At 74.1% G+C, this 25,114-nt stretch carries 20 protein-coding genes and 1 pseudogene; 7 read left to right on the forward strand and 14 right to left on the reverse strand.

Annotation, left to right across the window (positions count from 1 at the left end; all coding sequences use genetic code 11):
• Positions 1 to 29: 29 nt before the first annotated feature.
• Positions 30 to 224: pseudogene (locus ACF1DX_RS09820) on the reverse strand (carbamoyltransferase); the annotation flags it as partial.
• Positions 225 to 751: 527 nt separating this feature from the next.
• On the opposite strand from ACF1DX_RS09820, the gene ACF1DX_RS09825 reads away from it, so the two are divergent.
• Positions 752 to 1,192 carry an SRPBCC family protein gene (locus ACF1DX_RS09825; protein ID WP_391790666.1) on the forward strand — a complete coding sequence of 147 codons (441 nt, stop codon included), beginning with the start codon at positions 752 to 754 and terminating at the stop codon, positions 1,190 to 1,192.
• Positions 1,193 to 1,206: 14 nt separating this feature from the next.
• Here the strand turns inward: ACF1DX_RS09825 and ACF1DX_RS09830 are convergent, their stop codons facing one another.
• From ACF1DX_RS09830 to ACF1DX_RS09845, 4 genes are all read right to left on the reverse strand, one after another.
• Positions 1,207 to 2,358: an XdhC family protein gene (locus ACF1DX_RS09830; protein ID WP_391790667.1), complete on the reverse strand. Its 1,152-nt coding sequence runs from the start codon at positions 2,356 to 2,358 to the stop codon at positions 1,207 to 1,209.
• A 187-nt stretch (positions 2,359 to 2,545) separates the two neighbouring features.
• Positions 2,546 to 4,930 carry a xanthine dehydrogenase family protein molybdopterin-binding subunit gene (locus tag ACF1DX_RS09835; RefSeq protein ID WP_391790668.1) on the reverse strand — a complete coding sequence of 795 codons (2,385 nt, stop codon included), beginning with the start codon at positions 4,928 to 4,930 and terminating at the stop codon, positions 2,546 to 2,548.
• A 2-nt stretch (positions 4,931 to 4,932) separates the two neighbouring features.
• The gene (locus ACF1DX_RS09840) at positions 4,933 to 5,505 is read right to left on the reverse strand and encodes a (2Fe-2S)-binding protein (RefSeq protein WP_391790669.1); all 573 of its coding nucleotides are present in this window, start codon (positions 5,503 to 5,505) and stop codon (positions 4,933 to 4,935) included.
• Entirely contained in the window at positions 5,505 to 6,395 is an 891-nt protein-coding gene (locus ACF1DX_RS09845) for an FAD binding domain-containing protein (protein WP_391790670.1), read from the reverse strand. Before ACF1DX_RS09845 ends, ACF1DX_RS09840 begins: the two co-directional genes overlap by 1 nt.
• 334 nt (positions 6,396 to 6,729) lie before the next feature.
• On the opposite strand from ACF1DX_RS09845, the gene ACF1DX_RS09850 reads away from it, so the two are divergent.
• Together ACF1DX_RS09850 and ACF1DX_RS09855 are read left to right on the forward strand one after the other, a co-directional pair.
• On the forward strand, positions 6,730 to 8,418 hold the full coding sequence (locus ACF1DX_RS09850) for a PucR family transcriptional regulator (RefSeq protein ID WP_391790671.1): 1,689 nt from the start codon (positions 6,730 to 6,732) through the stop codon (positions 8,416 to 8,418).
• A gap of 145 nt (positions 8,419 to 8,563) precedes the next feature.
• Complete coding sequence (locus ACF1DX_RS09855) at positions 8,564 to 9,340, forward strand: hypothetical protein (RefSeq protein WP_391790672.1); 777 nt, start codon at positions 8,564 to 8,566, stop codon at positions 9,338 to 9,340.
• A 178-nt stretch (positions 9,341 to 9,518) separates the two neighbouring features.
• Here ACF1DX_RS09855 and ACF1DX_RS09860 read toward each other — a convergent pair whose 3' ends face one another.
• On the reverse strand, positions 9,519 to 10,355 hold the full coding sequence (locus ACF1DX_RS09860) for a GntR family transcriptional regulator (protein WP_391790673.1): 837 nt from the start codon (positions 10,353 to 10,355) through the stop codon (positions 9,519 to 9,521).
• A gap of 167 nt (positions 10,356 to 10,522) precedes the next feature.
• Between ACF1DX_RS09860 and ACF1DX_RS09865 the strand changes: the two genes are divergently transcribed.
• Both ACF1DX_RS09865 and ACF1DX_RS09870 read left to right on the forward strand, forming a co-directional pair.
• Positions 10,523 to 11,383 carry a (2Fe-2S)-binding protein gene (locus tag ACF1DX_RS09865; protein WP_391790674.1) on the forward strand — a complete coding sequence of 287 codons (861 nt, stop codon included), beginning with the start codon at positions 10,523 to 10,525 and terminating at the stop codon, positions 11,381 to 11,383.
• Between the two features lie 306 nt (positions 11,384 to 11,689).
• On the forward strand, positions 11,690 to 12,733 hold the full coding sequence (locus ACF1DX_RS09870; RefSeq protein WP_391790675.1) for a DUF2637 domain-containing protein: 1,044 nt from the start codon (positions 11,690 to 11,692) through the stop codon (positions 12,731 to 12,733).
• A gap of 39 nt (positions 12,734 to 12,772) precedes the next feature.
• Here ACF1DX_RS09870 and ACF1DX_RS09875 read toward each other — a convergent pair whose 3' ends face one another.
• From ACF1DX_RS09875 to ACF1DX_RS09885, 3 genes are all read right to left on the reverse strand, one after another.
• Complete coding sequence (locus ACF1DX_RS09875; RefSeq protein ID WP_391790676.1) at positions 12,773 to 13,174, reverse strand: ATP-binding protein; 402 nt, start codon at positions 13,172 to 13,174, stop codon at positions 12,773 to 12,775.
• A 167-nt stretch (positions 13,175 to 13,341) separates the two neighbouring features.
• A complete protein-coding gene (locus tag ACF1DX_RS09880; protein ID WP_391790677.1) occupies positions 13,342 to 15,084 on the reverse strand; it encodes a pyruvate dehydrogenase in 1,743 nt (580 codons plus the stop codon).
• Positions 15,085 to 15,151: 67 nt separating this feature from the next.
• Positions 15,152 to 16,684, reverse strand: a complete 1,533-nt coding sequence (locus ACF1DX_RS09885) for a protein phosphatase 2C domain-containing protein (RefSeq protein ID WP_391790678.1) — start codon at positions 16,682 to 16,684, stop codon at positions 15,152 to 15,154.
• A 150-nt stretch (positions 16,685 to 16,834) separates the two neighbouring features.
• On the opposite strand from ACF1DX_RS09885, the gene ACF1DX_RS09890 reads away from it, so the two are divergent.
• Positions 16,835 to 17,317, forward strand: coding sequence for a DUF456 domain-containing protein (locus tag ACF1DX_RS09890; protein ID WP_391790679.1), 483 nt, complete (start codon positions 16,835 to 16,837; stop codon positions 17,315 to 17,317).
• Positions 17,318 to 17,336: 19 nt separating this feature from the next.
• Here the strand turns inward: ACF1DX_RS09890 and ACF1DX_RS09895 are convergent, their stop codons facing one another.
• The 5 genes from ACF1DX_RS09895 to ACF1DX_RS09915 all read right to left on the reverse strand — a co-directional run bounded on the left by ACF1DX_RS09895 (position 17,337) and on the right by ACF1DX_RS09915 (position 23,689).
• The gene (locus ACF1DX_RS09895; protein WP_391791178.1) at positions 17,337 to 17,831 is read right to left on the reverse strand and encodes a methylated-DNA--[protein]-cysteine S-methyltransferase; all 495 of its coding nucleotides are present in this window, start codon (positions 17,829 to 17,831) and stop codon (positions 17,337 to 17,339) included.
• Positions 17,832 to 17,836: 5 nt separating this feature from the next.
• On the reverse strand, positions 17,837 to 19,273 hold the full coding sequence (locus tag ACF1DX_RS09900; RefSeq protein ID WP_391790680.1) for a bifunctional transcriptional activator/DNA repair enzyme AdaA: 1,437 nt from the start codon (positions 19,271 to 19,273) through the stop codon (positions 17,837 to 17,839).
• Between the two features lie 9 nt (positions 19,274 to 19,282).
• Positions 19,283 to 20,383: a ribosome small subunit-dependent GTPase A gene (gene rsgA, locus ACF1DX_RS09905; RefSeq protein WP_391790681.1), complete on the reverse strand. Its 1,101-nt coding sequence runs from the start codon at positions 20,381 to 20,383 to the stop codon at positions 19,283 to 19,285.
• A gap of 267 nt (positions 20,384 to 20,650) precedes the next feature.
• Entirely contained in the window at positions 20,651 to 22,153 is a 1,503-nt protein-coding gene (locus ACF1DX_RS09910; protein WP_391790682.1) for a cellulose binding domain-containing protein, read from the reverse strand.
• A gap of 213 nt (positions 22,154 to 22,366) precedes the next feature.
• Positions 22,367 to 23,689 (reverse strand): radical SAM protein, encoded by a 1,323-nt coding sequence (locus ACF1DX_RS09915; protein ID WP_391790683.1) that lies wholly within the window; start codon positions 23,687 to 23,689, stop codon positions 22,367 to 22,369.
• Positions 23,690 to 23,845: 156 nt separating this feature from the next.
• Here ACF1DX_RS09915 and ACF1DX_RS09920 point away from each other — a divergent pair, with 156 nt between their 5' ends.
• On the forward strand, positions 23,846 to 25,099 hold the full coding sequence (locus ACF1DX_RS09920) for an FAD-binding protein (RefSeq protein ID WP_391790684.1): 1,254 nt from the start codon (positions 23,846 to 23,848) through the stop codon (positions 25,097 to 25,099).
• Positions 25,100 to 25,114: the final 15 nt, after the last annotated feature.

Below are 25,114 nucleotides of genomic sequence, written 5' to 3' on the forward strand. Positions count from 1 at the left end.
GCGCGGGGCCCGCTCGCGGGCGGGCCGGCGGGGTCCGGCCCCGCCTGTTCCGGGCACCGGCGGGCGGACCGTCCGGGCGGTTCCCAGGCGGAGAGGGGCGACGGGTGTGCGCCGTGCCCGCGCCGGCTGGGGCGCTCCTCCTCGGCCGCCGCCACCGTCCGGCCGTCGGCGGGCTGCGCGGCGGCGGGGTCGTGGAACAGGGCGTCGATACCGGGGATGCGCATGGGGAGGGTGCTCCGTTCCTGCGAGAAACGAGTACCGCGGGGGTGCGGGTGCCGCGCCCGCGGTTGTCTCAAACACATGGAGACGACTCGAACCGTTTTGCACGGGTACGCACCTGTATGCACCAGCGCCGGGTGGCGGGCAACCGCTCGGACCAGGACGGGTGAGGCGGCTCGGGCGGCCATGAGCCGCGAAAACCGGCCGACGGCGGGTCCGGGCGCTCGCCCCGGCGGGTCCGGGCGCTCGCCCCGGCGGGTCCGGGGCCGCCGGCCCGGGGACTCATAGGCCGGCCGGCGTCGGGCGGAGTCGTCCGCGGGGCGGTCCGCGAACCGGATCCGGAACGGCCCTGGCCTTCCCCGGCGTCATCGCCGGGCCGGGGAAGCGGGGCTGTGTGTGTCACGGTCGCCCGGCTCCTCGCCCCGGGGAGGGCGGGGCCCGGCGAGGTGTACCGGGAGCCGGGGACTGGGCCGGGCGGGTGACCCGTACCCGGACGCGCCGGCGGGCGGGCCGGATTCCCTAGGATCCCCCCGTGGCCACCTTCCAGCTCCAGCGCACGGCGCCCCTGCCCCCCGACGAGGCCTGGCGCCGACTCACGACGTGGCCCCGCCACGGGGAGGCGGTCCCGCTGACCCGGATGACGGTGACCACTCCCCCGCCCACCGGCGAGGGCACGAGGATCGTCGCCCGCACGGGCCTCGGCCCGCTCTCCTTCGACGACCCGATGGACGTGACGGTGTGGCGGCCCCCGGCGGACGGCTCCCCGGGGTTCTGCCGCCTGGAGAAGCGCGGCCGGGTCGTCACCGGCTGGGCGGAGATCGAGGTACGCCCCGGTCCGGGCGGCCGGGCGCGGGTGGTGTGGCGGGAGGAGATCGGCGTCCGCTTCCTGCCCTCCGTCTTCGAGGCGGTCCTGGCGCGGGCGGGCCGCCGGGTGTTCGGACGGGCGGTGAACCGGCTGCTGCGGCAGGCCTGACGGCTCCGGGGCGCTCAGACCACCGCCCCGGTCCGGCCCGCCGGTCCGGACGCGCCGTCGTGGTGGATCGGGGTGTGGGCACCGGTGAGGGGCACGCCGCTGCCGCCCCGCCGGTCGGCGACGATCTCCGCCGCGATGGACAGCGCCGTCTCCTCCGGGGTGCGGGCGCCCAGGTCCAGGCCGATCGGTGACCTGAGGCGGGCCAGTTCGAGGTCGGTCACACCGACCTCGCGCAGGCGCGCGGCGCGGTCCAGGTGGGTACGGCGGGAGCCCATGGCGCCGACGTACGCCACCGGCAGCCGCAGCGCCAGCTTCAGCAGCGGTACGTCGAACTTCGCGTCGTGGGTCAGGACGCACAGCACCGTGCGGGCGTCGACGGGCGTGCGCTCCAGGTACGTGTGCGGCCACTCGACGACGATCTCGTCGGCCTCGGGGAAGCGGGCCCTGGTGGCGAAGACGGGGCGTGCGTCGCACACCGTGACGTGGTGGCCGAGGAACTTGCCCACCCGGACCAGCGCCGCGGCGAAGTCGATCGCACCGAAGACGATCATCCGGGGCGGGGGCACGGAGGACTCGACCAGCAGGGTGAGCGGTGCTCCGCAACGCGAGCCCTGCTCTCCGATCTCCAGGGTGCCGGTGCGGCCGGCGTCCAGGAGGGCGCCCGCCCCGGCGGCCACCGTGCGGTCCAGTTCCGGACGGTCGCCGAAGCCGCCCTCGTACGAGCCGTCCGGGCGGACCGTCAGCGCGCGGCCCAGCAGCTCCGCCGGGCCGCTCACGATCCGCGCCACCGCCACCGCCTCCCCGCGCGCTGCGGCGGCGAGCGCGGACGCGAGCACCGGGCGGGCGGGGTCCGCCGCCCGTACCGGCGCGACCAGGATGTCGACGACCCCGCCGCAGGTCAGCCCCACGGCGAAGGCGTCCTCGTCGCTGTAGCCGAAGCGCTCCAGGACGGTGTCGCCGTCCCTCAGCGCCCGCTCGCACAGCGCGTACACCGCGCCCTCCACGCACCCGCCCGAGACCGAGCCGATCGCCGTGCCGCCGGCGTCCACCGCGAGCGCGGCTCCGGGCCGGCGGGGCGCGCTGCCGCCGACCGCCACCACGGTGGCCACCGCGAAGTCACGGCCCTGCCCGACCCATCGGTCCAGTTCCTCGGCGACGTCCAGCATCTCTCGCTCTCCTCGACTGCGGTTGCGTGACAGGTGCCCGCGAACGGCGGCCGGCGCACGCCCGGCCGGCTCCCGATCGGGGCGAGGGCGAAACGGACGGCGGCTCGAGTGGCCGCTGGGTCATGAAGGCGCACGGCGCCGGGAAGGGGCCCGGGGACGGGGTCGCCTGCCCGCGGCGGCGGCTCTGTCACACGGTCCCGGTGAGGTGTTCCGGGCGTACCGGGGTTCTGTTCAGCTCCAGGCCCGTGGCGTCGCGGATGGCTGCCAGGACCGCCGGGGTCGAGGACAGGGTGGGGGCCTCGCCGACGCCCCGCAGTCCGTAGGGGGCGTGGTCGTCGGCGAGTTCGAGGACGTCGACGGGGATGGTCGGGGTGTCGAGGATGGTGGGGATGAGGTAGTCCGTGAAGGACGGGTTGCGCACCTTCGCGGTCCTCGGGTCGACGACGATCTCCTCCATGACCGCGATGCCCAGGCCCTGGGCGGTGCCGCCCTGGATCTGGCCGATGACGGACAGCGGGTTGAGCGCCTTGCCGACGTCCTGCGCGCAGGCCAGTTCGACGACCTTCACCAGGCCGAGTTCGGTGTCGACCTCGACGACGGCGCGGTGCGCGGCGAAGGAGTACTGGACGTGTCCGTTGCCCTGGCCGGTGCGCGGGTCGAAGGGTTCGGTCGGCCGGTGCCGCCACTCCTGCTCGGCCTCGACGGCCTCGTCGCCGAGGACGTCCACCAGGTCGGCGAGCACCTCGCCGCCGTCGGTGACGACCTTGCCGTCCTCAAGGAGGAGTTCGGCGCTCGCCCAGGCCGGGTGGTACGAGCCGAACCTGCGCCGGCCGAGTTCCAGCACCTTCTCCCGGACGAGTTCGCAGGCGTTCTTGACCGCACCGCCGGTGACGTACGTCTGCCGGGAGGCGGAGGTCGAACCCGCCGAGCCGACCCGCGTGTTCGCCGGGTGGATGGTCACCTGGCCGACGCCCAGCTCGGTGCGGGCGATCTGCGCGTGGACGGTGACGCCGCCCTGGCCGACCTCCGCCATCGCGGTGTGCACGGTGGCGACCGGTTCCCCGCCGGCCACCTCCATCCGGACCCGGGCGGTGGAGTAGTCGTCGAAGCCCTCGGAGAAGCCGACGTTCTTGATGCCGACCGCGTAGCCGACCCCGCGGACGACACCTTCGCCGTGCGTGGTGTTGGACAGGCCGCCCGGGAGCTGGCGTACGTCGGCGCCCTCGCTGGACTCCCACTGGCGTTCCGGCGGCATGGGCATCGCCTTGACGCGGCGCAGGAGTTCGGCGACCGGCGCCGGGGAGTCGACGGGCTGGCCGGTGGGCATGAGGGTGCCCTGCTCCATGGCGTTGCGCTGCCGCAGCTCCACCGGGTCCATGCCGAGCCGCGCCGCCAGCTTGTCCATCTGCGCCTCGTAGGCGAAGCACGCCTGGACCGCGCCGAAGCCGCGCATGGCGCCGCAGGGCGGGTTGTTGGTGTAGAGGGCGATCGCCTCGATGTCGACGTCGTCGACGGCGTACGGGCCGACGCCGAGCGAGGAGGCGTTGCCGACCACGGCCGGGGAGGCGGAGGCGTAAGCGCCGCCGTCGAGGACGATGCGCGCCTTGACGTGGGTCAGCCTGCCGTCCGCGGTGGCGCCGTGCTCGTAGGACAGCTTGGCCGGGTGGCGGTGGACGTGGCCGAAGAAGGACTCGAAGCGGTTGTAGACGATCTTGACGGGTTTGCCGGTGCGCAGGGCGAGCAGACAGGCGTGGATCTGCATCGACAGGTCCTCCCGGCCGCCGAACGCGCCGCCGACGCCGGCCAGGGTCATCCGTACCTTGTCCTCGGGCAGGCCGAGGACGGGCGCGATCTGGCGCAGGTCGGAGTGGAGCCACTGGGTGGCGATGTAGAGGTGGACGCCGCCGTCCTCCTCGGGGACGGCGAGGCCGGACTCGGGGCCGAGGAAGGCCTGGTCCTGCATGCCGAAGGTGTACTCGCCCTCGACGATCACGTCCGCGCGGCGCCGGGCCGCGGCCACGTCGCCGCGCACGATGGGCTGGCGGTGGACGATGTTGGGGTGAGGGACGTGCCCGAAGTGGGGGTCGTCGCGGTTCTCGTGGACGAGGACCGCGTCGGGGGCGAGGGCGGAGGCCTCGTCGGTGACGACGGGGAGGTCGCGGTAGTCGACCCTGATCTTCGCGGCGGCGCGGCGGGCGGTCTCCGGGTGGTCGGCGGCGACGATCGCGACCGGTTCCCCGTGGTGGCGGACCTTGCCGTGGGCGAGGGCGGGGGTGTCCTGGATCTCCAGGCCGTAGTGCTTCACGTCGGCCGGCAGGTCGTCGTACGTCATCACGGCGTACACGCCGGGCGTCGCGAGGGCCTCGCCCGTGTCGATGGACGCGATCTCGGCGTGGGCGACGGTGGAGCGCAGGATGTGGCCCCAGAGCATGTCCTCGTGCCACATGTCGGAGGAGTACGCGAACTCGCCGGTGACCTTGAGGGTGCCGTCCGGGCGGAGGGTGGACTCGCCGATGCCGCCTCTGGTCCCCGAGCCCTGCGTGATCCTGGTGGGAATCCCGTTCGTCGGCATGCTCACACCCCCTCGGACTGCCGGGCGGCGGCCAGGCGGACCGCGTCCATGATCTTCTCGTAGCCGGTGCAGCGGCACAGGTTGCCCGAGAGGGCCTCGCGGATGTCCGCGTCGGTCGGGTCGGGGTCGCGCTCCAGCATCTCGTCGGCGGCGACCAGCAGACCGGGTGTGCAGAAGCCGCACTGGACGGCGCCGGCGTCGATGAACGCCTGCTGGACCGGGGAGAGCCGGCCGCCCTCGCCGGTCCGCGCGTCGGTGCCCTCGGCCCGCCACCCCCGGGCCTCGTCCGGTGAGGTGCCGCACGTGCCGGTGGTGCGGGAGCGCCGCTCGGCGAAGTCCGCCAGGCCCTCCACGGTGACGACCTCGCGGCCCTGGACCTGACCGGCGGCGACGAGGCAGGAGCACACGGGCACGCCGTCGAGCCGGACGGTGCACGATCCGCACTCGCCCTGCTCGCAGGCGTTCTTGGAGCCGGGCAGGCCGAGCCGCTCGCGCAGCACGTACAGCAGGGACTCGCCCTCCCAGACGTCGTCGGCCTCCTGGGGGCGTCCGTTGACGGTGAAGTCGATGCGCATCACGCGGCTCCTTCCGTGCTGCGGCGGGCGTCGCGGTACGACTCCCAGGTCCAGGTCAGGGTGCGGCGGGCCATGACACCGACCGCGTGCCGGCGGTAGCCCGCGGTGCCGCGCACGTCGTCGATCGGGTCGCAGGCGCCGGCGCACAGGCCGGCGAACCGCTGGGCGACGGAGGGGGTGATGGTCTTCCCGTTGTCCCAGAGGCCGCCCTCCTCCAGTGCCGCGTTCAGGAACTCCTCGGCGGCCCGCGCCCGGACGGGCGTCGGGGCGGCCGAACCGATGCCGGTGCGCACCGTCCGGGTCTCCGGGTGCAGGGCGAGTCCGAAGGCGCACACGGCGATGACCATGGCGTTGCGGGTGCCGACCTTGGAGTACTGCTGGGGTCCGTCGGCCTTCTTGATGTGGACGGCGCGGATCAGCTCGTCGGGCGCCAGCGCGTTGCGCTTCACGCCGGTGTAGAACGCGTCGATGGGGATGCGGCGCGACCCGCGCACCGACTCGGCCTCGACCTCGGCGCCGGCGGCGAGCAGCGCCGGGTGGGCGTCGCCGGCCGGGGAGGCGGTGCCGAGGTTGCCGCCGACGCCGCCGCGGTTGCGGATCTGCGGGGAGGCGACCGTGCGGGAGGCGAGGGCGAGGCCCGGCAGCTCGGCGCGCAGGTGCTCCATGATCCGCGCGTACGGGACGGAGGCGCCGAGCCGTACGCTGTCCTCGCCGACCTCCCACTCGTACAGGTCGCCGACGCGGTTCAGGTCCATCAGGTAAGCGGGCCGGCGGTGGTCGAAGTTGATCTCGACCATCACGTCGGTGCCACCCGCGATCGGCACGGCGGAGGGGTGCTCGGCCTTCGCGGCGAGCGCCTCCTCCCAGCTGGCGGGGCGAAGGAAGTCCATGACCGGCTCTCTTCCTCGTCTCGTGGGGCGTACGGATCAGGCCAGTCCGTGTGCGGCGGGCCCGGCTCGTTCCCGTGCGGTCCACTCGGAGTGCGGCCAGTACACCGCCGGGCCCTCCGCGGGGGTCAGTCACGGAAACCATGAAGGAGTTGGCTGGCCAGCGCAGGCATCTTGTAGATTCGTATGAACGGAGGTCCTCTGTACCCTCCCCACTTTCCTCCGGAAACAGGGGACACGGTCCAGGACACGGCCGACACCGCTGATCAGCCACCCGACGGGCCCTCCCCGGAAGGTCCTGCCACGGCCATCGAGACAAGAAACGACGGAGACGAGAATGCGGCTGCGCGCACTGCTGGACACCGACGCGCTGGGCCTGAAGCTGCTCTACGGCGAGGACGAGCTGGAACGCGGTGTGCGCGGGGTGATGACCACCGACCTGAGGGACCCCAGCCGCTATCTCTCCGGCGGGGAACTGGTGCTCACGGGCCTGGCCTGGCGCCGGGACGCGGCGGACTCGGAGCCGTTCGTACGGATCCTGGCACAGGCCGGGGTGGCCGCCGTCGCGGCCGGTACGGCGGAGCTGGGCGACGTGCCGGACGACCTGGTGGTGGCCTGCGCGCGGCACCGGCTGCCGTTGTTCGCGGTGCACGAGTCGGTGGCGTTCGCGACCATCACCGAGCACGTCGTGCGGCAGGTGTCCGGCGAGCGCGCCGGGGACCTGGCGGCCGTGGTGGACCGGCACCGGCGGATGATGACCTCCGGTCCGGCGGGCGGCGGCCCCGACGTCGTACTGGACCTGCTCGGTTCCGACCTGGACCTGCGGGCCTGGCTGCTGTCGCCCACCGGCCGGCTGATCGCGGGCTCGACGGCCGCCGGGGCGCGGGAGGCGGAACCGGCGCTGCCCGCCGACGTGTGCGCGCGGCTCGCCGCGGAGCAGCTCGCGGCCGCCCGCACCGGCCGGCCCGGCCCGCACCGGGTCACGCTGGACCGGACGACGTACAGCCTCTTCCCGGTGCGCGGCGGCGGGCGTTCCGCGCCGGCGTCGCGCGACGTGCGCGAGACGGTGCTGTCGGACTGGGTGCTGGCGGTCGAGGCGGACGCCGGGGAGTGGACCGGGGAACGGCTGGACCTGCTGCACGGCGTCACCCAGCTGATCGCCGTCGAGCGGGACCGCAGGGACGCGGCGCGCACGGTGCGGCGGCGGCTCGCGCAGGAGGTGCTGGAGCTGGTGCAGACGGGCGCCGCGCCCGGCGAGATCGCGGCGCGGCTGCGGGTGGCCGCGCCGGTGCTGCTGCCCGGGCTGGGGACCGCGCCGCACTGGCAGGTCGTGGTGGCCCGCGTCGACTGGGACGGCGGGGAGGCCGACAGCGGGCCGGTGGCCCAGGCGCTGCTGGAGGAGATCCTGGTCGACCCCGCGTCGACGGGGCCCGAGCACTCCGACCGCATCGCGGTGGCGCACACCGGTGACGAGGCGATCGCCCTCGTACCGCTGCCCTCGGTGACCGGCGAGCACGACGGTTCCGGTGCCGGCGTCCTCGCCGACGCGCTCCTCGCCGCCGTGCGCGACCCGCTCACGGCCGGGCTCGACGGCGACGGCCGGCTCACCCTCGGCGTCTCCGCCGCCGTGCACTCGGCGGAGGGGCTGCGCGGGGCGCTGGAGGAGGCGCGGCACGCCCGGCGCGTGGCCGCGGCCCGCCAGGGCCGGGTCTGCGCGGCCGGCCACCAGGAACTGGCCTCGCACGTCCTGCTGCTGCCCTTCGTCCCCGACGACGTACGGCGCGCCTTCACCGCCCGTCTCCTCGATCCGCTGCGGGACTACGACCGCCGGCACCGCGCCGAGCTGATCCCCACCCTGGAGGCGTTCCTCGACTGCGACGGTTCCTGGACCCGCTGCGCGTCCCGCCTCCACCTGCACGTCAACACGCTGCGCTACCGCGTCGGCCGCATCGAACAGCTGACGGGCCGTGACCTGTCCCGGCTGGAGGACAAGCTGGACTTCTTCCTCGCGCTGCGGATGAGCTGAACCCGGCCGGCCCGGGGCCCGTGATTCGGGCCCACGGTCCGGGACTTTGTGAAATCCTTCACCCACCCTCTTGGCCGGGCCCGGTGGTTCGTGCTGAGATGCGGCCACCACTCAACAGCTCGATGGCGTGCTCGGGGAGGGCAACGTGGCGCATACCGCCATGTCCGGTGACGGAACGACCGCCGATGACGATCCCCTCCAGACGGCGGTGTGGCGACTGCGTTCCCGTGCCTGCTGGGCCGACGCCGCCGCCCTGCTCGAACCCGCCGGCCCGGACGCGGCGCTGCAGCGGGCGTCGCTGCTGGTGGAGCGGTGTCTGTACACCGAGGCGGGGTGGGAGGAGGCCGAGGACGCGCTGCGTACGGCCGAGGCACTGGCGCACACGGACGACGAGCGGGGGGCGGCCGCTTGTGAACGCGGGTACTTGGCCTACGCCGCCACCCTGTTCGCCGTACGCGACCGGGCGGACGAGGCGCGGGCCGCGCTCGGCCGGGCGGCGGCGCTGATCGCTCCGGGGGCGGCGGGGCGGGCGCTGCTGGACTTCCGGCGCGGTCTGATCGCCGAGAACCTCACCCGGTCGCCGCAGGCGGCGCGGGCCGCGTACCGCCGTGCCCACGCGGGCGCCACCGCGCACGCCGACCCGCTGCTGCTGTCGGCGACCTGGCGCCACCTGTCCGGACTGGCCCTGCGCGACGGTGAGTTGGCCGAAGCCCGGCGCGGCTTCGCCGAATCCCTCCGCATCCGCGAGGAGTTGGGCTACCTGGTCGGCACGGCCCCCGCCCTGGTCTCCCTCGCCGACACGGAGACCGAACCGGAGGCCGGCCGGCTCCGCGAGGAGGCCCGCCGCCTCTTCCGCCTCCTGGGAGGCGTCCCCACGTGGCTCGCCCACCAGCTGGCGCCGCCGGGGGCGGCGACGGCGTAGGGTTTTCGCCCCCGCCGCCCCTTCCCGTCCCGAACCTGGGGCTCCGCCCCAGACCCCGCTCCTCAAACGCCGGAGGGGCTGAGATTTAGCCCCTCCGGCGTTTGAGGAGCGGGGGTCCGGGGGCAGCGCCCCCCGGGACGGGAACGGGAAGGGGCGGCGGGGGCGAAAGACGGCGCGCTCACACCGCCCCGCTGAAGTGCTCCCCCACCAGCGACCGCACCACATCCAGATCCCCCGCGATCAACGCGTCCAGCAGCGCCGTGTGCTCATGGGCGTCAGCCACCAGCTCCGCCCGCCCGCGGCCACCCGGCGCACCACCCCCCACCAGGGGCCACTGCGCACGCCGGTGCAGATCCTCGGCGATACGGACCAACTGCTCGTTGCCCGCGAACCCGAGCACCGCCCGGTGAAAGGCCCGGTCGGCCTCCGCGTACGTGGCCCGGCACCCGGAGGACGCCGCCCGGACCGTGGACTCCGCCAGCGGCCGCAGCTCGGCCCACCGCTCGGGCGGCACCGTCCGCGCCAGCCGCATCATCACCGGCACCTCGATCAGCGCCCGGACCTCGGCGAGCTCGGCCAGCTCCCGCGCCCCCCGCTCGACGACCCGGAACCCCCGGTTGGGCACGACCTCGACCGCGCCCTCCAGCGCGAGCTGCTGCATCGCCTCCCGCACGGGCGTCGCGGACACCCCGAACCGCTCCGCCAGCACGGGGGCCGAGTGCACCTCACCGGGCCGCAGCTCACCCGTCACCAGCGCGGTGCGCAGGGCGTCGAGGACCTGCCCGCGCACGGAGGACCGCTGGACGGCGGCCCGGGGCCGCGGAAGGGCGGTCTCGCCGTGCGTGTGCTCACCGCGCGCGGCGCCGCCCTCGGCACAGCCCGGCCGCTCACGCCGGTCACGTTCCGGCTCCGCGTCCCGTGCCGCCGGCTGGACGGGAACCCGGAACCGTCCCGCGGCGGCCGGCCCGGTCACCGCGTCCCCCGTCACGGCGGACCCCCGCGTGCCCTGCTTCACAAGGTCCTCCTGCGGACGTTTCGGTACTTGAGGTCATTACGGCGGGTTGCCCCCTGTCCGTCAAGCACCATAAGCGCACGGGGGCGCCGGTTCACATCGCCACGATGTTCGGTAAGGTGAGCCTTACCTTTATTGCCCTGCTCCTCGAGACGTGAAGGGGTGGTCCCATGCCCGTGCCCGGTTCGGCCGTCGCGGACGCGTACGCCCGCCTGGCGGAGGCCCTCCCCGCCCTGGCCGTCACCGAACTCGGCACCGGCGAGGCGGCACCCACGGGCGGCGGCTGGGTCGCCGCGTCCGGTCTCGCCGAGGGCGGGGCCGAGCTGGAACGGTTCCTCACCTGGGACGACACCCAGGTGCTGCGGGACTACGGGCAGCGGGGCCGCCCGGACGTGATCGCCAGCTTCGGTCTGCACCGCTACGCCTGGCCCGCCTGCCTGCTGATCACCGTGCCGTGGTTCCTGCACCGCCGCGTGCCGTACTACCCCGTGACGCACGTCTCGTTCGACCGTACCGCCGAAGGCCTCGCCGTGGGCCGCATGGCCGTGCGGCCCGACGGCTTCGCCTGCCTGCCCGGCGACCCCGCCGCCGTGCTGCCGGGCGCCCGCGTGGTGCCCGACGAGGAGGCGCTGCGGGCGGCGGTGCGCGACGCGGTCGCCCGGCACCTCGAACCCGTGCTGACCGGTTTCGGCCCCCGGATGCGGCGCCGCGGCCGGGCCCTGTGGGGCATGGCGACCGACGAGATCGTCGAGAGCCTGCGGTACGTCTCCCAGCTGCTCGGCGAGGAGGAGCGGGGGCTGCGGGAGCTGGAGCTGCTGCTGCCGGGCGCGACCAGGCCGTACGTCGGCGCGGCGGCCTTCCGCCGGCCGACCGGGCCCGACGGGGAACCGGCGCCCGTCACCCGGGACCGGGTGAGCTGCTGCATGTTCTACACCCTGCGCCCCGCGGACATCTGCGCCACCTGCCCGCGCACCTGCGCCACCGGAGGGGCCGGGAAGCGGGCCACCGAGCTGGTCGGGCAGGCGGGTTGACGCCGCGCCGGGCACCGGCACCCCCGCCCGGCGCATAAGATCATCCGGTCGTCGGGCCGCAGAGGTCACAGGGGGTTCACGATTCCCTCACGCGTCACGGGAACTATTCGCGGAACCGCTCGTACGGGTAGTCTTATTCGAACTCAACTCCTGCCCGTCACGCGGCAGTTCGAGCGGAACGCCGCCCTGGGTACCCCCCTCGCACCTCCTTGGCGGCCTCTTGCCCCGAAACCCCCTGAGGGCCACTGGAGTTGGGCCACTATGGCGGGCGTTGCACGCCCTATCCCAATGCAAGGGACCCCTTAGATGAGACTGACCGACATATCGCTGAACTGGCTGCTTCCGGGCGCCGTGCTGCTCCTGGGCATGCTGGCGGCGGTGGCGGTGCTGGCGCGCGGGAAGCGCTCCTCGGTCAAGAGCACGAGCGCGGACGACTCGTGGGAGCGCAGCGAGGAGCGCCGCAGGCGCAAGGAGGCCCTCTACGGCACCGTCTCCTACGTCCTGCTGTTCTGCTGTGCGGCGGTGGCCGCCGCGCTCTCCTTCCACGGCCTGGTCGGCTTCGGCGAACAGAACCTCGGCCTGTCCGGCGGCTGGCAGTACCTCGTCCCCTTCGGCCTGGACGGCGCGGCGATGTTCTGCTCGGTGCTCGCCGTGCGCGAGGCCAGCCACGGTGACGCGGCCCTCGGCTCGCGGATACTCGTGTGGACGTTCGCCCTCGCCGCGGCCTGGTTCAACTGGGTGCACGCTCCCCGGGGCCTCGGACACGCGGGCGCCCCGCACTTCTTCGCGGGCATGTCCCTGTCGGCGGCGGTCCTGTTCGACCGCGCGCTGAAGCAGACCCGCCGGGCCGCCCTGCGCGAACAGGGCCTGGTGCCGCGCCCGTTGCCGCAGATCCGTATCGTCCGCTGGCTGCGCGCCCCCCGGGAGACCTACCGCGCCTGGTCGCTGATGCTGCTGGAGAACGTGCGCAGCCTCGACGAGGCGGTCGAGGAAGTGCGCGAGGACAAGATCCGCAAGGACGAGGCCAAGCAGCGCAGGCGGGACCAGCAGCGTATGGAGCGGGCCCGGCTGAAGGCGATCAGCCGTGGCCACCGCGGTTTCGTGGGCCGGGGCGGCGGACGCGAGCTGGAGGCGCCGACGGTGGAGCGCGACTCCGACGTGGTCTCCGCGGAGCCTGCCATACCGGCGCCGGAGGCCCTGCCCGTCCGCGCGCGCCCCTCCCTGCAGCCGGTGCGCACCGGCGCTGACCCGAAGACCGTCGACCTCACCGCCGAGGACGACACCCAGGCCCTGCCGCGCCTGGACTCCCTGGAGCGCAAGCTCAAGGACCTGGAGCAGCAGTTCGGCTGACGCCCCGTCGCGGCCTGAAGGGGTGCGGTCCGCCCCCCTTCAGGCCGCGTCCGCGTCGAGTTCGAACCAGACGGACTTGCCCACCCGGTGCTTCCTGACGCCCCAGCCGTCGGCGAGGGACTCGACCAGCGCCAGGCCCCTCCCGTGCGTGCCGTCGTCGACGCTCGGTGTCCGCGGCCGGGGCTCCCGGTCCACGAAGTCCCGTACCTCCACCCGTAGTCCACGCGGCCCGACGGTGGCGGTGAGGACCGCCTCGTGGCCGGTGTGGACGAGCGCGTTGGTGACGAGCTCGCTGGTGAGCAGTTCCGCGACCTCGGAGCGCTCCGGTGTCCCCCAGTGCCTGAGCAGTTCCCGCAGCGCCCTGCGGGACTCGGGCACCGCCCGCAGATCCGTACGTCCCAGTGTGCGCCTCAGCCGATCCGCCGAAGCCTGACTCTTCATGGCCCCCGCCCGCGTGCCGATGTCGATTCCCCCTGTACTCGAACACCTTCACGGAGATTTTTGCCCGGCCGGTCGCATACCAGTCGTGCCGGACGGTCACGAACGGTAGTTGGCCGAAGTGCGACGGCCACGTACACGGGCACACCCGCGCACGGGACCGTCCCGCCTCACGGCCGGGGCACGTTGCGCAGGTTGGAACGGGCCATCTGCACCATCCGGCCGACCCCGCCGTCCAGCACGATCTTGGAGGCGGACAGGGCGAAACCGGTCACCATCTCCTTGCTGATCCTCGGCGGGATGGACAGCGCGTTGGGGTCGGTGACGACGTCGACGAGGGCCGGACCCTTGTGCTTGAACGCCGACTTCAGCGCCCCGGCGAGCTCCTTCGGCTTCTCCACCCGCACCCCGTGGGCGCCGCACGCGCGGGCGACGGCGGCGAAGTCGGGGTTCTTCATGGCGGTGCCGTGCGAGGGAAGTCCGGCGACCAGCATCTCCAGCTCCACCATGCTCAGCGAGGAGTTGTTGAACAGGACGACCTTCACCGGCAGGTCGTACTGCACCAGGGTGAGGAAGTCCCCCATCAGCATGGTGAACCCGCCGTCGCCGGACATCGACACCACCTGCCGGCCCCGGTCGGTGAACTGCGCCCCGATCGCCATCGGCAGCGCGTTCGCCATCGAGCCGTGGGAGAAGGAACCGATCACCCTGCGGCGGCCGTTGGGCGAGAGGTAGCGGGCCGCCCAGACGTTGCACATGCCGGTGTCGACGGTGAACACGGCGTCGTCGTCGGCCATCTCGTCCAGGACGGACGCCACGTACTCGGGGTGGATCGGCACGTGCTTGTCCACCTTCCGCGTGTACGCCTTCACCACCCCCTCCAGCGCGTCCGCGTGTTTCCTGAGCATCCGGTCGAGGAACTTCCGGTCGTCCTTGACGCGGACCCGCGGCGTCAGACAGCGCAGCGTCTCCTTCACGTCGCCCCACACCGCCAGGTCCAGCTTGGAGCGCCGGCCGAGGTTCTCGGGCCGCACGTCGACCTGGACGATCTTCACGTCGTCGGGCAGGAAGGCGTTGTACGGGAAGTCGGTGCCGAGCAGGATCAGCAGGTCGCACTCGTGGGTGGCCTCGTAGGCGGCGCCGTAGCCGAGCAGTCCGCTCATGCCGACGTCGTACGGGTTGTCGTACTGGATCCACTCCTTGCCGCGCAGGGCGTGCCCGACCGGGGACTTGATCTTGCTCGCGAACTCCATGACCTCCGCGTGCGCGCCCTTGGTGCCGGCGCCGCAGAACAGGGTGACCTTCCCGGCCTCGTCGATCATGTCGACGAGGCGGTCGATCTCGGCGTCGCCGGGGCGGACCGTGGGCCGGGAGGTGACGAGGGCGGTCTCCAGGGGCTTCTCGGGGGCGGCGTGGTCGGCGATGTCGCCCGGGAGGGTGACGACGCTGACGCCGGAGCGGCCGACGGCGTGCTGGATGGCGGTCTGCAGCAGCCGGGGCATCTGCTGCGGGCTGGAGATCATCTCGCTGTAGTGGCTGCACTCGCGGAAGAGCTGGTCGGGATGGGTCTCCTGGAAGTAGCCCAGGCCGATCTCGCTGGACGGGATGTGGGAGGCGAGGGCGAGGACCGGGGCCATGGAACGGTGGGCGTCGTAGAGGCCGTTGATGAGATGGAGGTTGCCGGGCCCGCAGGAGCCGGCGCAGGCGCCCAGTCTGCCGGTGATCTGGGCCTCGGCGCCGGCGGCGAAGGCGGCGGTCTCCTCGTGCCGTACGTGGATCCAGTCGATGGCGGAGTTGCGGCGCACCGCGTCGACGACGGGGTTGAGGCTGTCGCCGACGACGCCGTAGAGGCGTTTGACCCCCGCGCGGGTGAGGATGTCGACGAACTGTTCCGCGACGTTCTGTTTGGCCATGGTTTCCCGTCTGCCCCTCCGGTGCCGAAGATGCCTGACGGGTTCCATGAATTCACACCGGGAGCGCTCACGCCTCCCAGACGGCGACGGCCGTACGGTCGTCCGCGTACCCCTTGACCCGTACCTGGGTGTCGGCGAGGAACGCGGCGAGGCCGGGTGGTCCGGGGCGGGACCACCGGTCGGCGAGGTGGGCGCGGAGCTCCCGTTCGCCGCGCAGGGGGTCGGCGAGGCCGGTGCCGCACATCAGCAGCGTGTCACCCGGGCGGGCTATGGAGGTACGGAAGCGGAAGGGTTCGCGGGGCGGCTCGGGGGCGGGCTCGTACGGGCTCGGGGGTGTGGGGATGCCCAGGTCCATGGTGAGGCGGTCGCCGTCGGGGGTCTCGGCGGGCGGCGAGCCGAAACCGATCACGGGTTCGCCCTTGGCCTCGGTGACCTCGGGTTCGATGTCCTGCCACGCACCGTCCCGCAGCCGGAACAGCCCGCCGGGGCCGACGCCGAAGAAGACCCGGGTGCGGCACTCGGGGTCGGCGGGCAGCAGGAGGCAGCGCAGGGTGGCCGCGTAGGCGTCGGGTTCGAGGCCCTGCTCGGCCGCCGCGGCGCGGAGCCTGCCGAGGCTGCGGTCGGTGAGGCGGTGCAGGCCGGACTTGAGGTCGCCGCGCCGGGCGGCCCTGATGTCGTCGACGAGGCGGGCGTGGCTGCGGCCCACCGCCTCGCCGATCCACCGGCAGGCCTCGGCGGCGGCCCGGTGGGCCCCGGGCGCGCTCCGGGCGCCGGTCGCCAGCGCCACGAGGACCAGGGCCCGCTCCCCCGTTCCGAACCGGGCGGTCAGCAGCGCGTCGCGGCGGGGTTCGCCCCGGTAGCGCGCGGAGTCCCCGCGCACGGAGGCGGCGCGCAGGGTGCAGGCCCCGTAGCGGGCCCCGTCCAGCACGGTGTCCGGGACCAGGCCGTCCAGTTCGTCGGGGTCGGCCGGCGGGAGGGCGGTGGGTTCGGGATCGTAGGTGGGCGGCCGGGATCCCACGTGGGTGCGGGACGGGAGCGGGCCCGGGAGCGGTCCGAGGCGGGAGGGGCGGGGGGCAGAGCCGTCCGCGGGCGCCGGGGCCGGTGGGGCCGTGGGGGGTGGCGGGGGCTCGGTGGCGGGGGTCCAGGGGCCGTAGGCCGTGCCGGAGGTGGAGGAGACCGGGGGCGGCGGGGGACCGGGCGGAGGGAAGGTCACCGGGCCCGCGGACGCGGCGGGCGGGGGTTCCCAGGGGGCGCGGGGCGGGGCCCCGGCGGGTCGCGGCGGGAGGCCCGCCGACGCGTCGGGGGCCGGGCGGGGGTCCGGGACCGTCGGCGTGGAACGTAAGCCGTAGGGGGCGGGGCTGTCCTCCGGGGTGGGACCACCCGCGTCCAGCGGGCCGGACGCCGGGGCGGGACCACCCGCCGAAGCGGGACCGTCCGCCGGGGCGGGAGCGCCCGCGTTCAGCGTGCCGGACGCGGAGGCGAAGCGGTCGTCCAGGGAATCGGGCGCCGGTGCGGGGCCCGTGTCGCCGGTGGCGTCGTCGTACAACTGCCCCCACCAGTCGTCCTCCGGACCGGTGGGCCTTTCCCCCTGCTGGCTCATGTCACCGATTGTCCACCGCGCGGGCCGGATGGAAACGGGGCATCGGGAAAAATCCCCCGTCCCGCACCACGCCCGGGACGGCTGTGCGACAGGGACGCCGCGGCCCGTCTCCGTCCTGCGCCGCTCCCCGGACTCCCGCACCCTGGAAGGATGGGAGCGTGGGACCTCCTGCTCGCCGGACTGGTGCTCCTGCTCGGACTGTGCGGAGTGCTGCTGCCAGGAGTGCCCGGGTCGTGGCTGGTGTGGGCCGGGGTCCTGTGGTGGGCGCTGAAGGACCCGCGGCCCGTCGCGTGGTGGGTGTGCGTGGGGGCGACCGTCGTGCTGTTCCTGTCCCAGGCGGTGCGCTGGGCGCTGCCGCCGCGCCGGCTGCGGGCGGGCGGCGACGACGGCCGGATGCTGGCGTACGCGGGCTGCGGCTCGTTCCTGGGTTTCGTGCTGCTGCCCGTGATCGGCGCGGTTCCGGGTTTCCTCGCCGGGATCTACGTCTTCGAGCGGCTGCGCCTCGGCCGCCACGGCGAGGCGGTCGCGGCGCTGCGCACGGCGCTGCGCTCGGGCGGGTGGAGCGTGCTGGCGGAGCTGTTCACCTGCCAGTTGATCACGGCGGCGTGGCTGGGCGCGGTGTTCTGGGGCTGAGCCTCTCGCCCCCCTCGGCTCACGGCAGCGGCACGCCCTCGTGGGTGAGCAGCCGCACCTTGCGCTCCAGCCCGCCGGCGTATCCGGTCAGCGAGCCGTCGGCGCCGATCACCCGGTGGCAGGGGCGGACGATGAGCAGCGGGTTCGCGCCGATCGCGCCGCCGACGGCCCGCACGGCGGCGCGGGGCGCGCCGATCCGGGCGGCGATCTCGCCGTAGGACACGGTCTTCCCGTAGGGGACGTCGTCGAGGGCGGCCCACACCTTCTCCCGGAACGGGGTGCCGACGGCGCTCACGGTCAGCCGGAACTCCTTGAGGTCGCCGGCGAAGTACGCGGTGAGCTGCCGCTCGGCCTCGCGGAACGGTCCGGGGTCCCGCCGCCAGTCGTCCGCCGGCGTGCGCCCGCCCTTCTGTCCGGGCACGGACAGCGAGGTCAGCTCGCCGGTCGGGGCGGCGGTGAGCAGCAGCGGCCCGACGGGGCTGTCCACACGCGTCCAGTACGTGGTCGTGGTCATCATGATCACTCCAACTCCCCTGCGGCGCGCAGGTGGTTCAGGGCGTACGAGCGCCAGGGGCGCCAGCTTTCGGGAACGCCGGGTCCGGGCGGGGCCACGTCCGGGTCGCCGAGCGCGCGGGTGCGGATCTCGGCGATCGTACGGGCGTCGAGGCCGGGGACGGCGGCCAGGGCGGCCTCGGCCTCGTCCCGGTCGGCGCCGGGTCCGAGGCGTACGGTGCCGTCGGCGAGGGCGGCGGTGAGCGCGCCCGGGGTGCCGTCGGGCTCGGCCCCGGCGAGGACGGCGGCTTCGGGGAACAGGTGGGTGAGGGTGCCGCAGGGGGCGTCGAGCCGCTTGCCGTACCGCTGGACGAGCCGTGCGGCCTCGTCGCGGCCCACCAGCGCGCGCACCGCCAGTTCGTCCGGGTCGACGGCCCCCGGTGAGCGCAGTCCGGGCCGGGCGGCGACCAGCGGGGCGAGGCGGGTGTCGGCGCCGAGCCGTCCGTCGACGGCGTACGGGTCGGCGTCCAGGTCGAACAGCCGTCGCAGGCGTTGTACGGCGGTGGTCAGATCACGGGGGTCGGTGAGGTGGACGCGGGCGTCGAGCCAGCCGCCGGGGTGGGCGCCCCGCCCGGTGTGCGGGCGTTCGCCGACGGCGGCGATGCCGGTGCCGTGGGGCAGGCGCAGGGTGCGCCGGTAGGTGCGGGTGCCCGGGGTGCCGCTCATGTCCTCGACGCCGGGGACGGCCTCGCGTTCCAGCAGGTCGAAGACGGGTCCCGCCGGGTAGGGGCCGCGGTGGGCGAGCCGCAGGGGGATTCCGGCGGACGGGGTGGCGGTGCGCGCCCGGCCCCGGTGGGGTGCGGAGGCGCGCAGTTCGCTGGGGGTGGTGGCGTACACGGCCCGTACGGTGTCGTTGAACTGCCGCACGCTGGCGAATCCGGCGGCGAAGGCGATCTCGGTGACCGGCAGCCCGGTGGTCTGCAGGAGGACGCGCGCGGCGTGCGCCCGCTGGGCGCGGGCGAGCGCGACGGGCCCGGCGCCGAGCTCGCCGGTGAGCTGGCGCTGCACCTGGCGGGCGCTGTAGCCGAGCCGTGCGGCGAGTCCGGCGACGCCCTCGCGGTCGACGACGCCGTCGGCGATCAGCCGCATGGCCCGGCCGACGACGTCGGCCCGCACGTTCCACTCGGCGGAGCCGGGCACGGCGTCCGGGCGGCAGCGCCGGCAGGCGCGGAACCCGGAGCCCTGCGCGGCGGCGGCGGTCGCGAAGAACCGCACGTTGGACCGCTTCGGGGTGACGGCGGGGCAGCTGGGACGACAGTAGATCCCGGTCGTCTCGACGGCGAAGAAGAACACCCCGTCGAACCGGGCGTCCCGGCTGCGCACCGCCTCGTACCTGCTGTCCTCGTCCTTCACACCGTCCAGTCTCCGCCGGCCGGGAGGCCCCGGCTGGCGGAAATCGGACATGGAGGTGTGTCAGCGCGGGCGGCCCTGCTGTTTGGCCCTCAGCGCCGCCCTGCCGATGGCGTGCTTGCGCTTCCAGTCCTTGCGGATCTCCGCGCGGAGCCTGGCGTCGGTCTTGGCGACGATGTACTGGTTCTCCCGGAGCAGCTTGCGGTAGCTCTCCAGGCGGCGCTGCGGCAGGTCGCCGCTCTCGACGGCGTCGAGGACGGCACAGCCCGGTTCGCTCTCGTGGGCGCAGTCCTGGAACCGGCAGCCCTCGGCGAGCTCCTCGATCTCGGCGAACACCTGGCCGACGCCGGCTCCGGCGTCCCACAGGCCGACGCCCCTGAGGCCCGGTGTGTCGATGAGGACTCCCCCGCCGGGCAGCGCCAGCAGGTTGCGGGTGGTCGTGGTGTGCCGGCCCTTGCCGTCGACGTCCCGGATGGCCCGGACGTCCATCACGTCCTCGCCGAGGAGCGCGTTGGCGAGGGTGGACTTGCCCGCGCCGGACTGTCCGAGCAGCACCGACGTACCGCCGGCGGTGATCGCGGCGAGGATGTCGAGTCCGTCCCCGTCCATCGCGCTGACGGTGAGCACCGGCACGCCCGGCGCGCTGGTCTCCACGTCCTGGACGAGGTGCGCCCGGGTCACCGCGTCCGGCACCAGGTCGGCCTTGGTGAGGACGACCACCGGCTGCGCCCCGGACTCCCAGGCGAGCGCGAGGAAGCGTTCGATCCGGGCCAGGTCGAGTTCGGCGGCGAGCGAGACGGCGACGACGGCGTGGTCGACGTTGGCGGCGAGGATCTGCCCCTCGGACCGCTTGGAGGAGGTGGAGCGCACGAAGGCGGTACGGCGCGGCAGGTACGCGCGGACGTAGCGCGGGTTCCCGCCGGGTTCGACGGCGACCCAGTCGCCCGTGCAGACGACCCGCAGGGGGTCGTGCGGGGTGACGAAGGCGGTGTCGGCGCGCAGGGTGCCGCCGGCGGTGACGACGTCGCACTGGCCGCGGTCGACCCGGATCACACGGCCGGGCAGCAGCCCTTCCGCGTCGTAGGGGGCGAACGCGTCCGCCCAGGCGTCGTCCCAGCCGTAGGGGGCGAGCGCGGAGGAGACGGAGGTGGAACTGGAACTCAAGGGGGTGACCCTTCAGGTGGGTGGCCCCGGCGGCCGCGCGTACGCATCCGTACGCGGACGGGAAAGGGTGAGGTCAGCCGGTGGCCACGGAGGTGGACGTGATGGGTTCCTGAATGCGGGCAGCGCCCAGCGCAATGACAGCCATCGGTCGACACCTCCTCACTCCATGCACGGTCCCGGTACGGCGGCGCACGGCCACCGTGTGTTCCGCGGTCACCATAGCCCGCCGCTTGCCCGGCCCGTCAACTTGTTTTCCGGGCTCCCGCGTCACACGGTCGCGCAGGCGCGGCCGTTGAGCGTGAAGCCGGACGGCGGGTGGTGCGCGCCGTCGCGGGAGGCGAGGAAGCCGAAGGCGAGTTTCCCGCCGGCGGCGACCGCCTTGTTGTAGTCGGCGGCGGTGGCGGTGACCCGGGAGCCGTCCTGGTCGGGTGAGGCGTCCCACATCTGGGTGACCCGCTGGCCGTCGGGGAGGGCGAAGCCGACGCGCCAGGAGTCGAGGGGGCCGCGCGTGGTGACGGTGACGGTGGCCTGGAAGCCGTCGGGCCACTGGTTGACCAGGTCGTAGTCGGCGTGGCAGGCGGCCGGCTCGCCGCGGGCGGTGGTGCCGGGAGCGGCGGTGGCGGAGGAGGTGCCCTGCGGCTCGGGGTCGGGGTTCCCCCGGTCCGGGGTGCGCTCGGGGGTGTGTCCGGCGGACGGCTTCGCGGACGGCTTCGCGGACGGGGACGGGGACGGGGTGTCCGGGGAGGCCGTGGGGGCGGAGGGCAGGGAGGGGCCGGGGTCGGCCACCGGCTGCCGGTCGGCGTCGGGGCGTTCGACGCTCTCGTCGGCCGTGTCGCCGAACGGCATCAGGGAGACCGCGAGCGCGAGGAGGGAGACCAGGAGGGCGGCGATCAGCAGACCGTGCCGGGCCACGCTCGTCCTGGCCGTGCCGTCCGCCGGGCCGTCGCCGTCCGGGTCGGGCCGGTCCGGGCGCCCGGCCCCGAGCCGTACCTCGGCGGCGCGGCGGCGGCGTTCCAGATAGGCGAGGCCGCCCCAGCCGATCACCCCGCCGGCCAGCGCGCCGGGCAGTCCCCCGCCGTGCAGCCGCAGACAGGCGGCGGCCTCGGCGCACGGCACACAGGTGGCGAGGTGGCGGGAGAGGTCGTCGGGGGTGTCCGCGGCGGGCGAGCGGGTGACGGCGTCGAGGAGCCTGGCGTAGCTGCGGCACTCGGCGTCCAGGGGCGAGTCGAGGTGGTTGCGGTGGCAGCGGTCCCGGAACAGGCGGCCGACCTGGGCGAGTTCACTAGCGGCGGTGGCGGGGTCGAGGCCGAGCCGGCGGGCCACCAGGGGCAGCGGCAGGGACTCCGCCTCGGCCAGCCAGAGCAGTTCGGCGTCCGCCGGCTGCAGATCGCGCAGTCCGCGCAGGGCGACCGGGCGTTCCAGCGGCGGGCCGGTGTAGCGGGCGGCCTGGCCGGAGTGGAGCCACAGCCGCAGGTCGGGGTCGAGCTTGTGGCCCTGTCCCGCCTCCTCCCAGGCGGCGGCCGTGCCGCGGACCGCCGTCAGCAGTACGGGTATCCGGGGCAGCCGGGTGGAACGGCGGCCGTGGCCGCGGACGGTGCCCGACTCGGTCTCGCGCAGTTCCCGTATGCCCTGTGCGAAGGCCTCGCGGGCCAGTTCCGCCGCGGCGGCGGACCCGGCGGTGCACAGGTCGGCGTAGGAGAGCGCCGCGTCCCAGCACTCGGAGAACAGCGCCGCCTCGGCGGCGTCCTGGGGGCTCGGCAGGTCGGGCATGGGACTCCCGCATCACGAGCGAGGCAACTCGCCATAGGGGTAGTGGAGTTGGGGAAACCTCGCGGCAGTGGCCGAGCTTTTCACGCTCCCGCCACAACTGACAAGCGCTTCCCTCACTTTGTGTGGCGGCGTGGCCACCCCTCGCAGGGACCCTACGCGCGGAAGGCCGGAACGTCTCGGTTCCGGCCTTCCCGATCTCCTGTGCGCGGTGTCTCAGACCGTCTCGGCGGACTCCCGCGCCGGGAGGCTGTCCATGAAGGAGCTGACCGAGAACACCGCGTTGCCGGGTCCGGGCGGGCCGTAGCCGGGGGGCGAGGAGAGGCCGAAGTCCTCCATGGTCTGCCGGTACGCCTGGAGGAGACGGATGTGGTACTCCAGCGGGGCGCCCTGCGGGTTGGCCTTGCCGAGCGGGGTGGTCGGCTCCGGGCACCAGGTGGTGAAGCGGGGCGTGATGCCGTGCGACATGAAGAAGCGCAGGCCCTCGGTGGTGGAGGCGATGGCCTCGTCGACCGTCTTGAAGCCGAACGGCTCGGCCATCTCCACGCCCGCGACGAAGTTGGGGATCACGTTGCGCGCGCCGAAGACCTCCGCGGAGTCGAGGATGCGCTTGTGCCACTCGTCGCGGCCGACGTAGCGCTCCTTGCCGGGGCAGTACATCTTGAACAGGTACTCGTCCCACACCTCGTAGTTGGGGTGGTAGATCTGCACGCCGTAGTCCTTGAAGCGCTGCACGTCGTCCCTGGGCAGCGCCTGGGCGACGACCTTGCCGATCCAGCGGCCGGGGAAGCGCTCCTCGATGGCCTTGGCGTAGTGGCCGTAGAAGTCGGCCTCGTCACGTCCGGAGACGGTCTTGGTGATGGCGCCGCCGGTGAGGGTGTAGGCCGTGGACGCCTTCGCCGTGTCGTACCGGTCGATGATCTCCAGGGCCTCCAGGACCTCCTCGACGTCCTTCACCCCGGTGTAGGGCCGGCCGGCCGCCTTGTGCTGGCGCCAGTTGTGATTGATGTCGCAGTACTGGCACTCCTCCTTGGCGCCGAAGTACTGGCAGACCCGGAAGACGGTCAGGTAGATCAGGTAGCCCCACTGGATGGTGGGGGCGACCTCCATGACCGACTTCCCGTTGGAGAGGGTGTGCCGGTAGTACTCGGGCATGGGCGGCACGCCGACGTCCGAGATCCGCCTGCCGTCGAGGTAGAGGCCGAGCACGCCGTGCTCGTCGGCGGCGACGCGGTAGGGGGAGGCCGGGTTCACGCGGACCGACACGACCGTGCGGCGCAGGTCGTACGGGCCGCCGGTGAGGATGATCTCCTCCGGCGGGCGGCGCAGCGCGGCCTCGCCCAGCTCGGGCAGGGTGCCGTGGTCGAAGGAGAAGATGAAGTACGACTTCGGTTTGACCTCACCGCCCTCGTTGTCGCTGAGCGCGGACGGGTCGAAGGCCACACCGCCGCGCAGCAGGTCCTCCTTGAAGACGGCTTCGCGCGGCACGTGCGGGAACCGCTCCATCAGATCCTCGACCAGCGCGGTACGGCTGCCCATCCCGTTGTTCTCCTCCCGGTGCGGACGTACGACTCCTCACGGTATGCCCCCGCTCGGACATCCGGGGTGCCGGGTCCCCCCCACAGGACGTGGGCCACGCGCGAGGTAGGTTCCGGCGGGGACCTCTTCGGTCCCGAGGGCCAGGAGGGACGAGGAATGACCGAGAGCGTGACCAACTGGGCGGGCAACATCACGTACGCCGCCAAGGAGCTGCACCGTCCGCACAGCCTGCACGCGCTGCGGGACCTGGTCGCCGGGAGCTCGCGGGTGCGGGTCCTGGGCAGCGGGCACTCCTTCAACGAGATCGCCGAGCCCGGCGAGGACGGCGTCCTGCTCTCCCTCGACGCGCTGCCCCCCGAGATCGACGTGGACACGACGGCCCGGACGGTACGGGTCGGGGGCGGCGTGCGCTACGCCGAGCTGGCCCGCGAGGTGCACCGGCACGGGCTGGCGCTGGCGAACATGGCGTCGCTGCCGCACATCTCGGTGGCCGGTTCGGTCGCCACCGGCACTCACGGCTCCGGGGTCGGCAACGGGCCGCTCGCCTCGTCCGTGCGCGCGGTGGAACTGGTCACGGCGGACGGCTCGACGGTGACCGTGGCGCACGGCGACGAGCGGTTCGGCGGCGCGGTCACCTCGCTGGGCGCGCTCGGTGTCGTCACCGCGCTCACCCTGGGCCTGGAGCCGGCCTTCGAGGTCGAGCAGCACGTGTTCACCGAGATGCCCCTGGAAGGGCTGGACCGGGCCACGTTCGAGGCGGTGATGTCGGCGGCGTACAGCGTGAGCCTGTTCACCGACTGGCGGGCGCCGGGCTTCCGTCAGGTGTGGCTGAAGCGGCGCACCGACCAGCCGCTGCCGGACTTCCCCTGGGCGGCTCCGGCGACGGAGAAGATGCACCCGGTGCCGGGCATGCCGGCGGTGAACTGCACCGAGCAGTTCGGCGTGGCCGGGCCCTGGCACGAGCGGCTGCCGCACTTCCGGGCGGAGTTCACCCCGAGCAGCGGTGCGGAACTCCAGTCGGAGTACCTGATGCCGCGGGAGTCGGCGGTCGCCGCGCTGCACGCGCTGGACGGCATCCGGGAGACGGTCGCCCCGGTGCTCCAGACGTGCGAGGTGCGCACCGTCGCCGCCGACGACCAGTGGCTCAGCCCCTCCTACGGCCGGGACACGGTGGCCCTCCACTTCACCTGGATCGAGGACACGCGGGCGGTGCTGCCGGTGGTGCGGCGGGTGGAGGAGGCGCTGGCGCCGTTCGACCCGCGCCCGCACTGGGGGAAGGTGTTCACCACCCCGGCGGCGGAGCTGCGCGCCCGCTACCCGCGGATGGACGACTTCCGGAACACCGTCGACGCTCTGGACCCGCGGCGCACGTTCACCAACGCCTTCGTGCGGGACGTCCTGGGCGCCTGATCCCGGCCGGGGCGC

Origin of the sequence: Streptomyces sp. NPDC014676, from assembly GCF_043084105.1 — a bacterium.
Classification (GTDB): Bacteria; Actinomycetota; Actinomycetes; order Streptomycetales; family Streptomycetaceae; genus Streptomyces.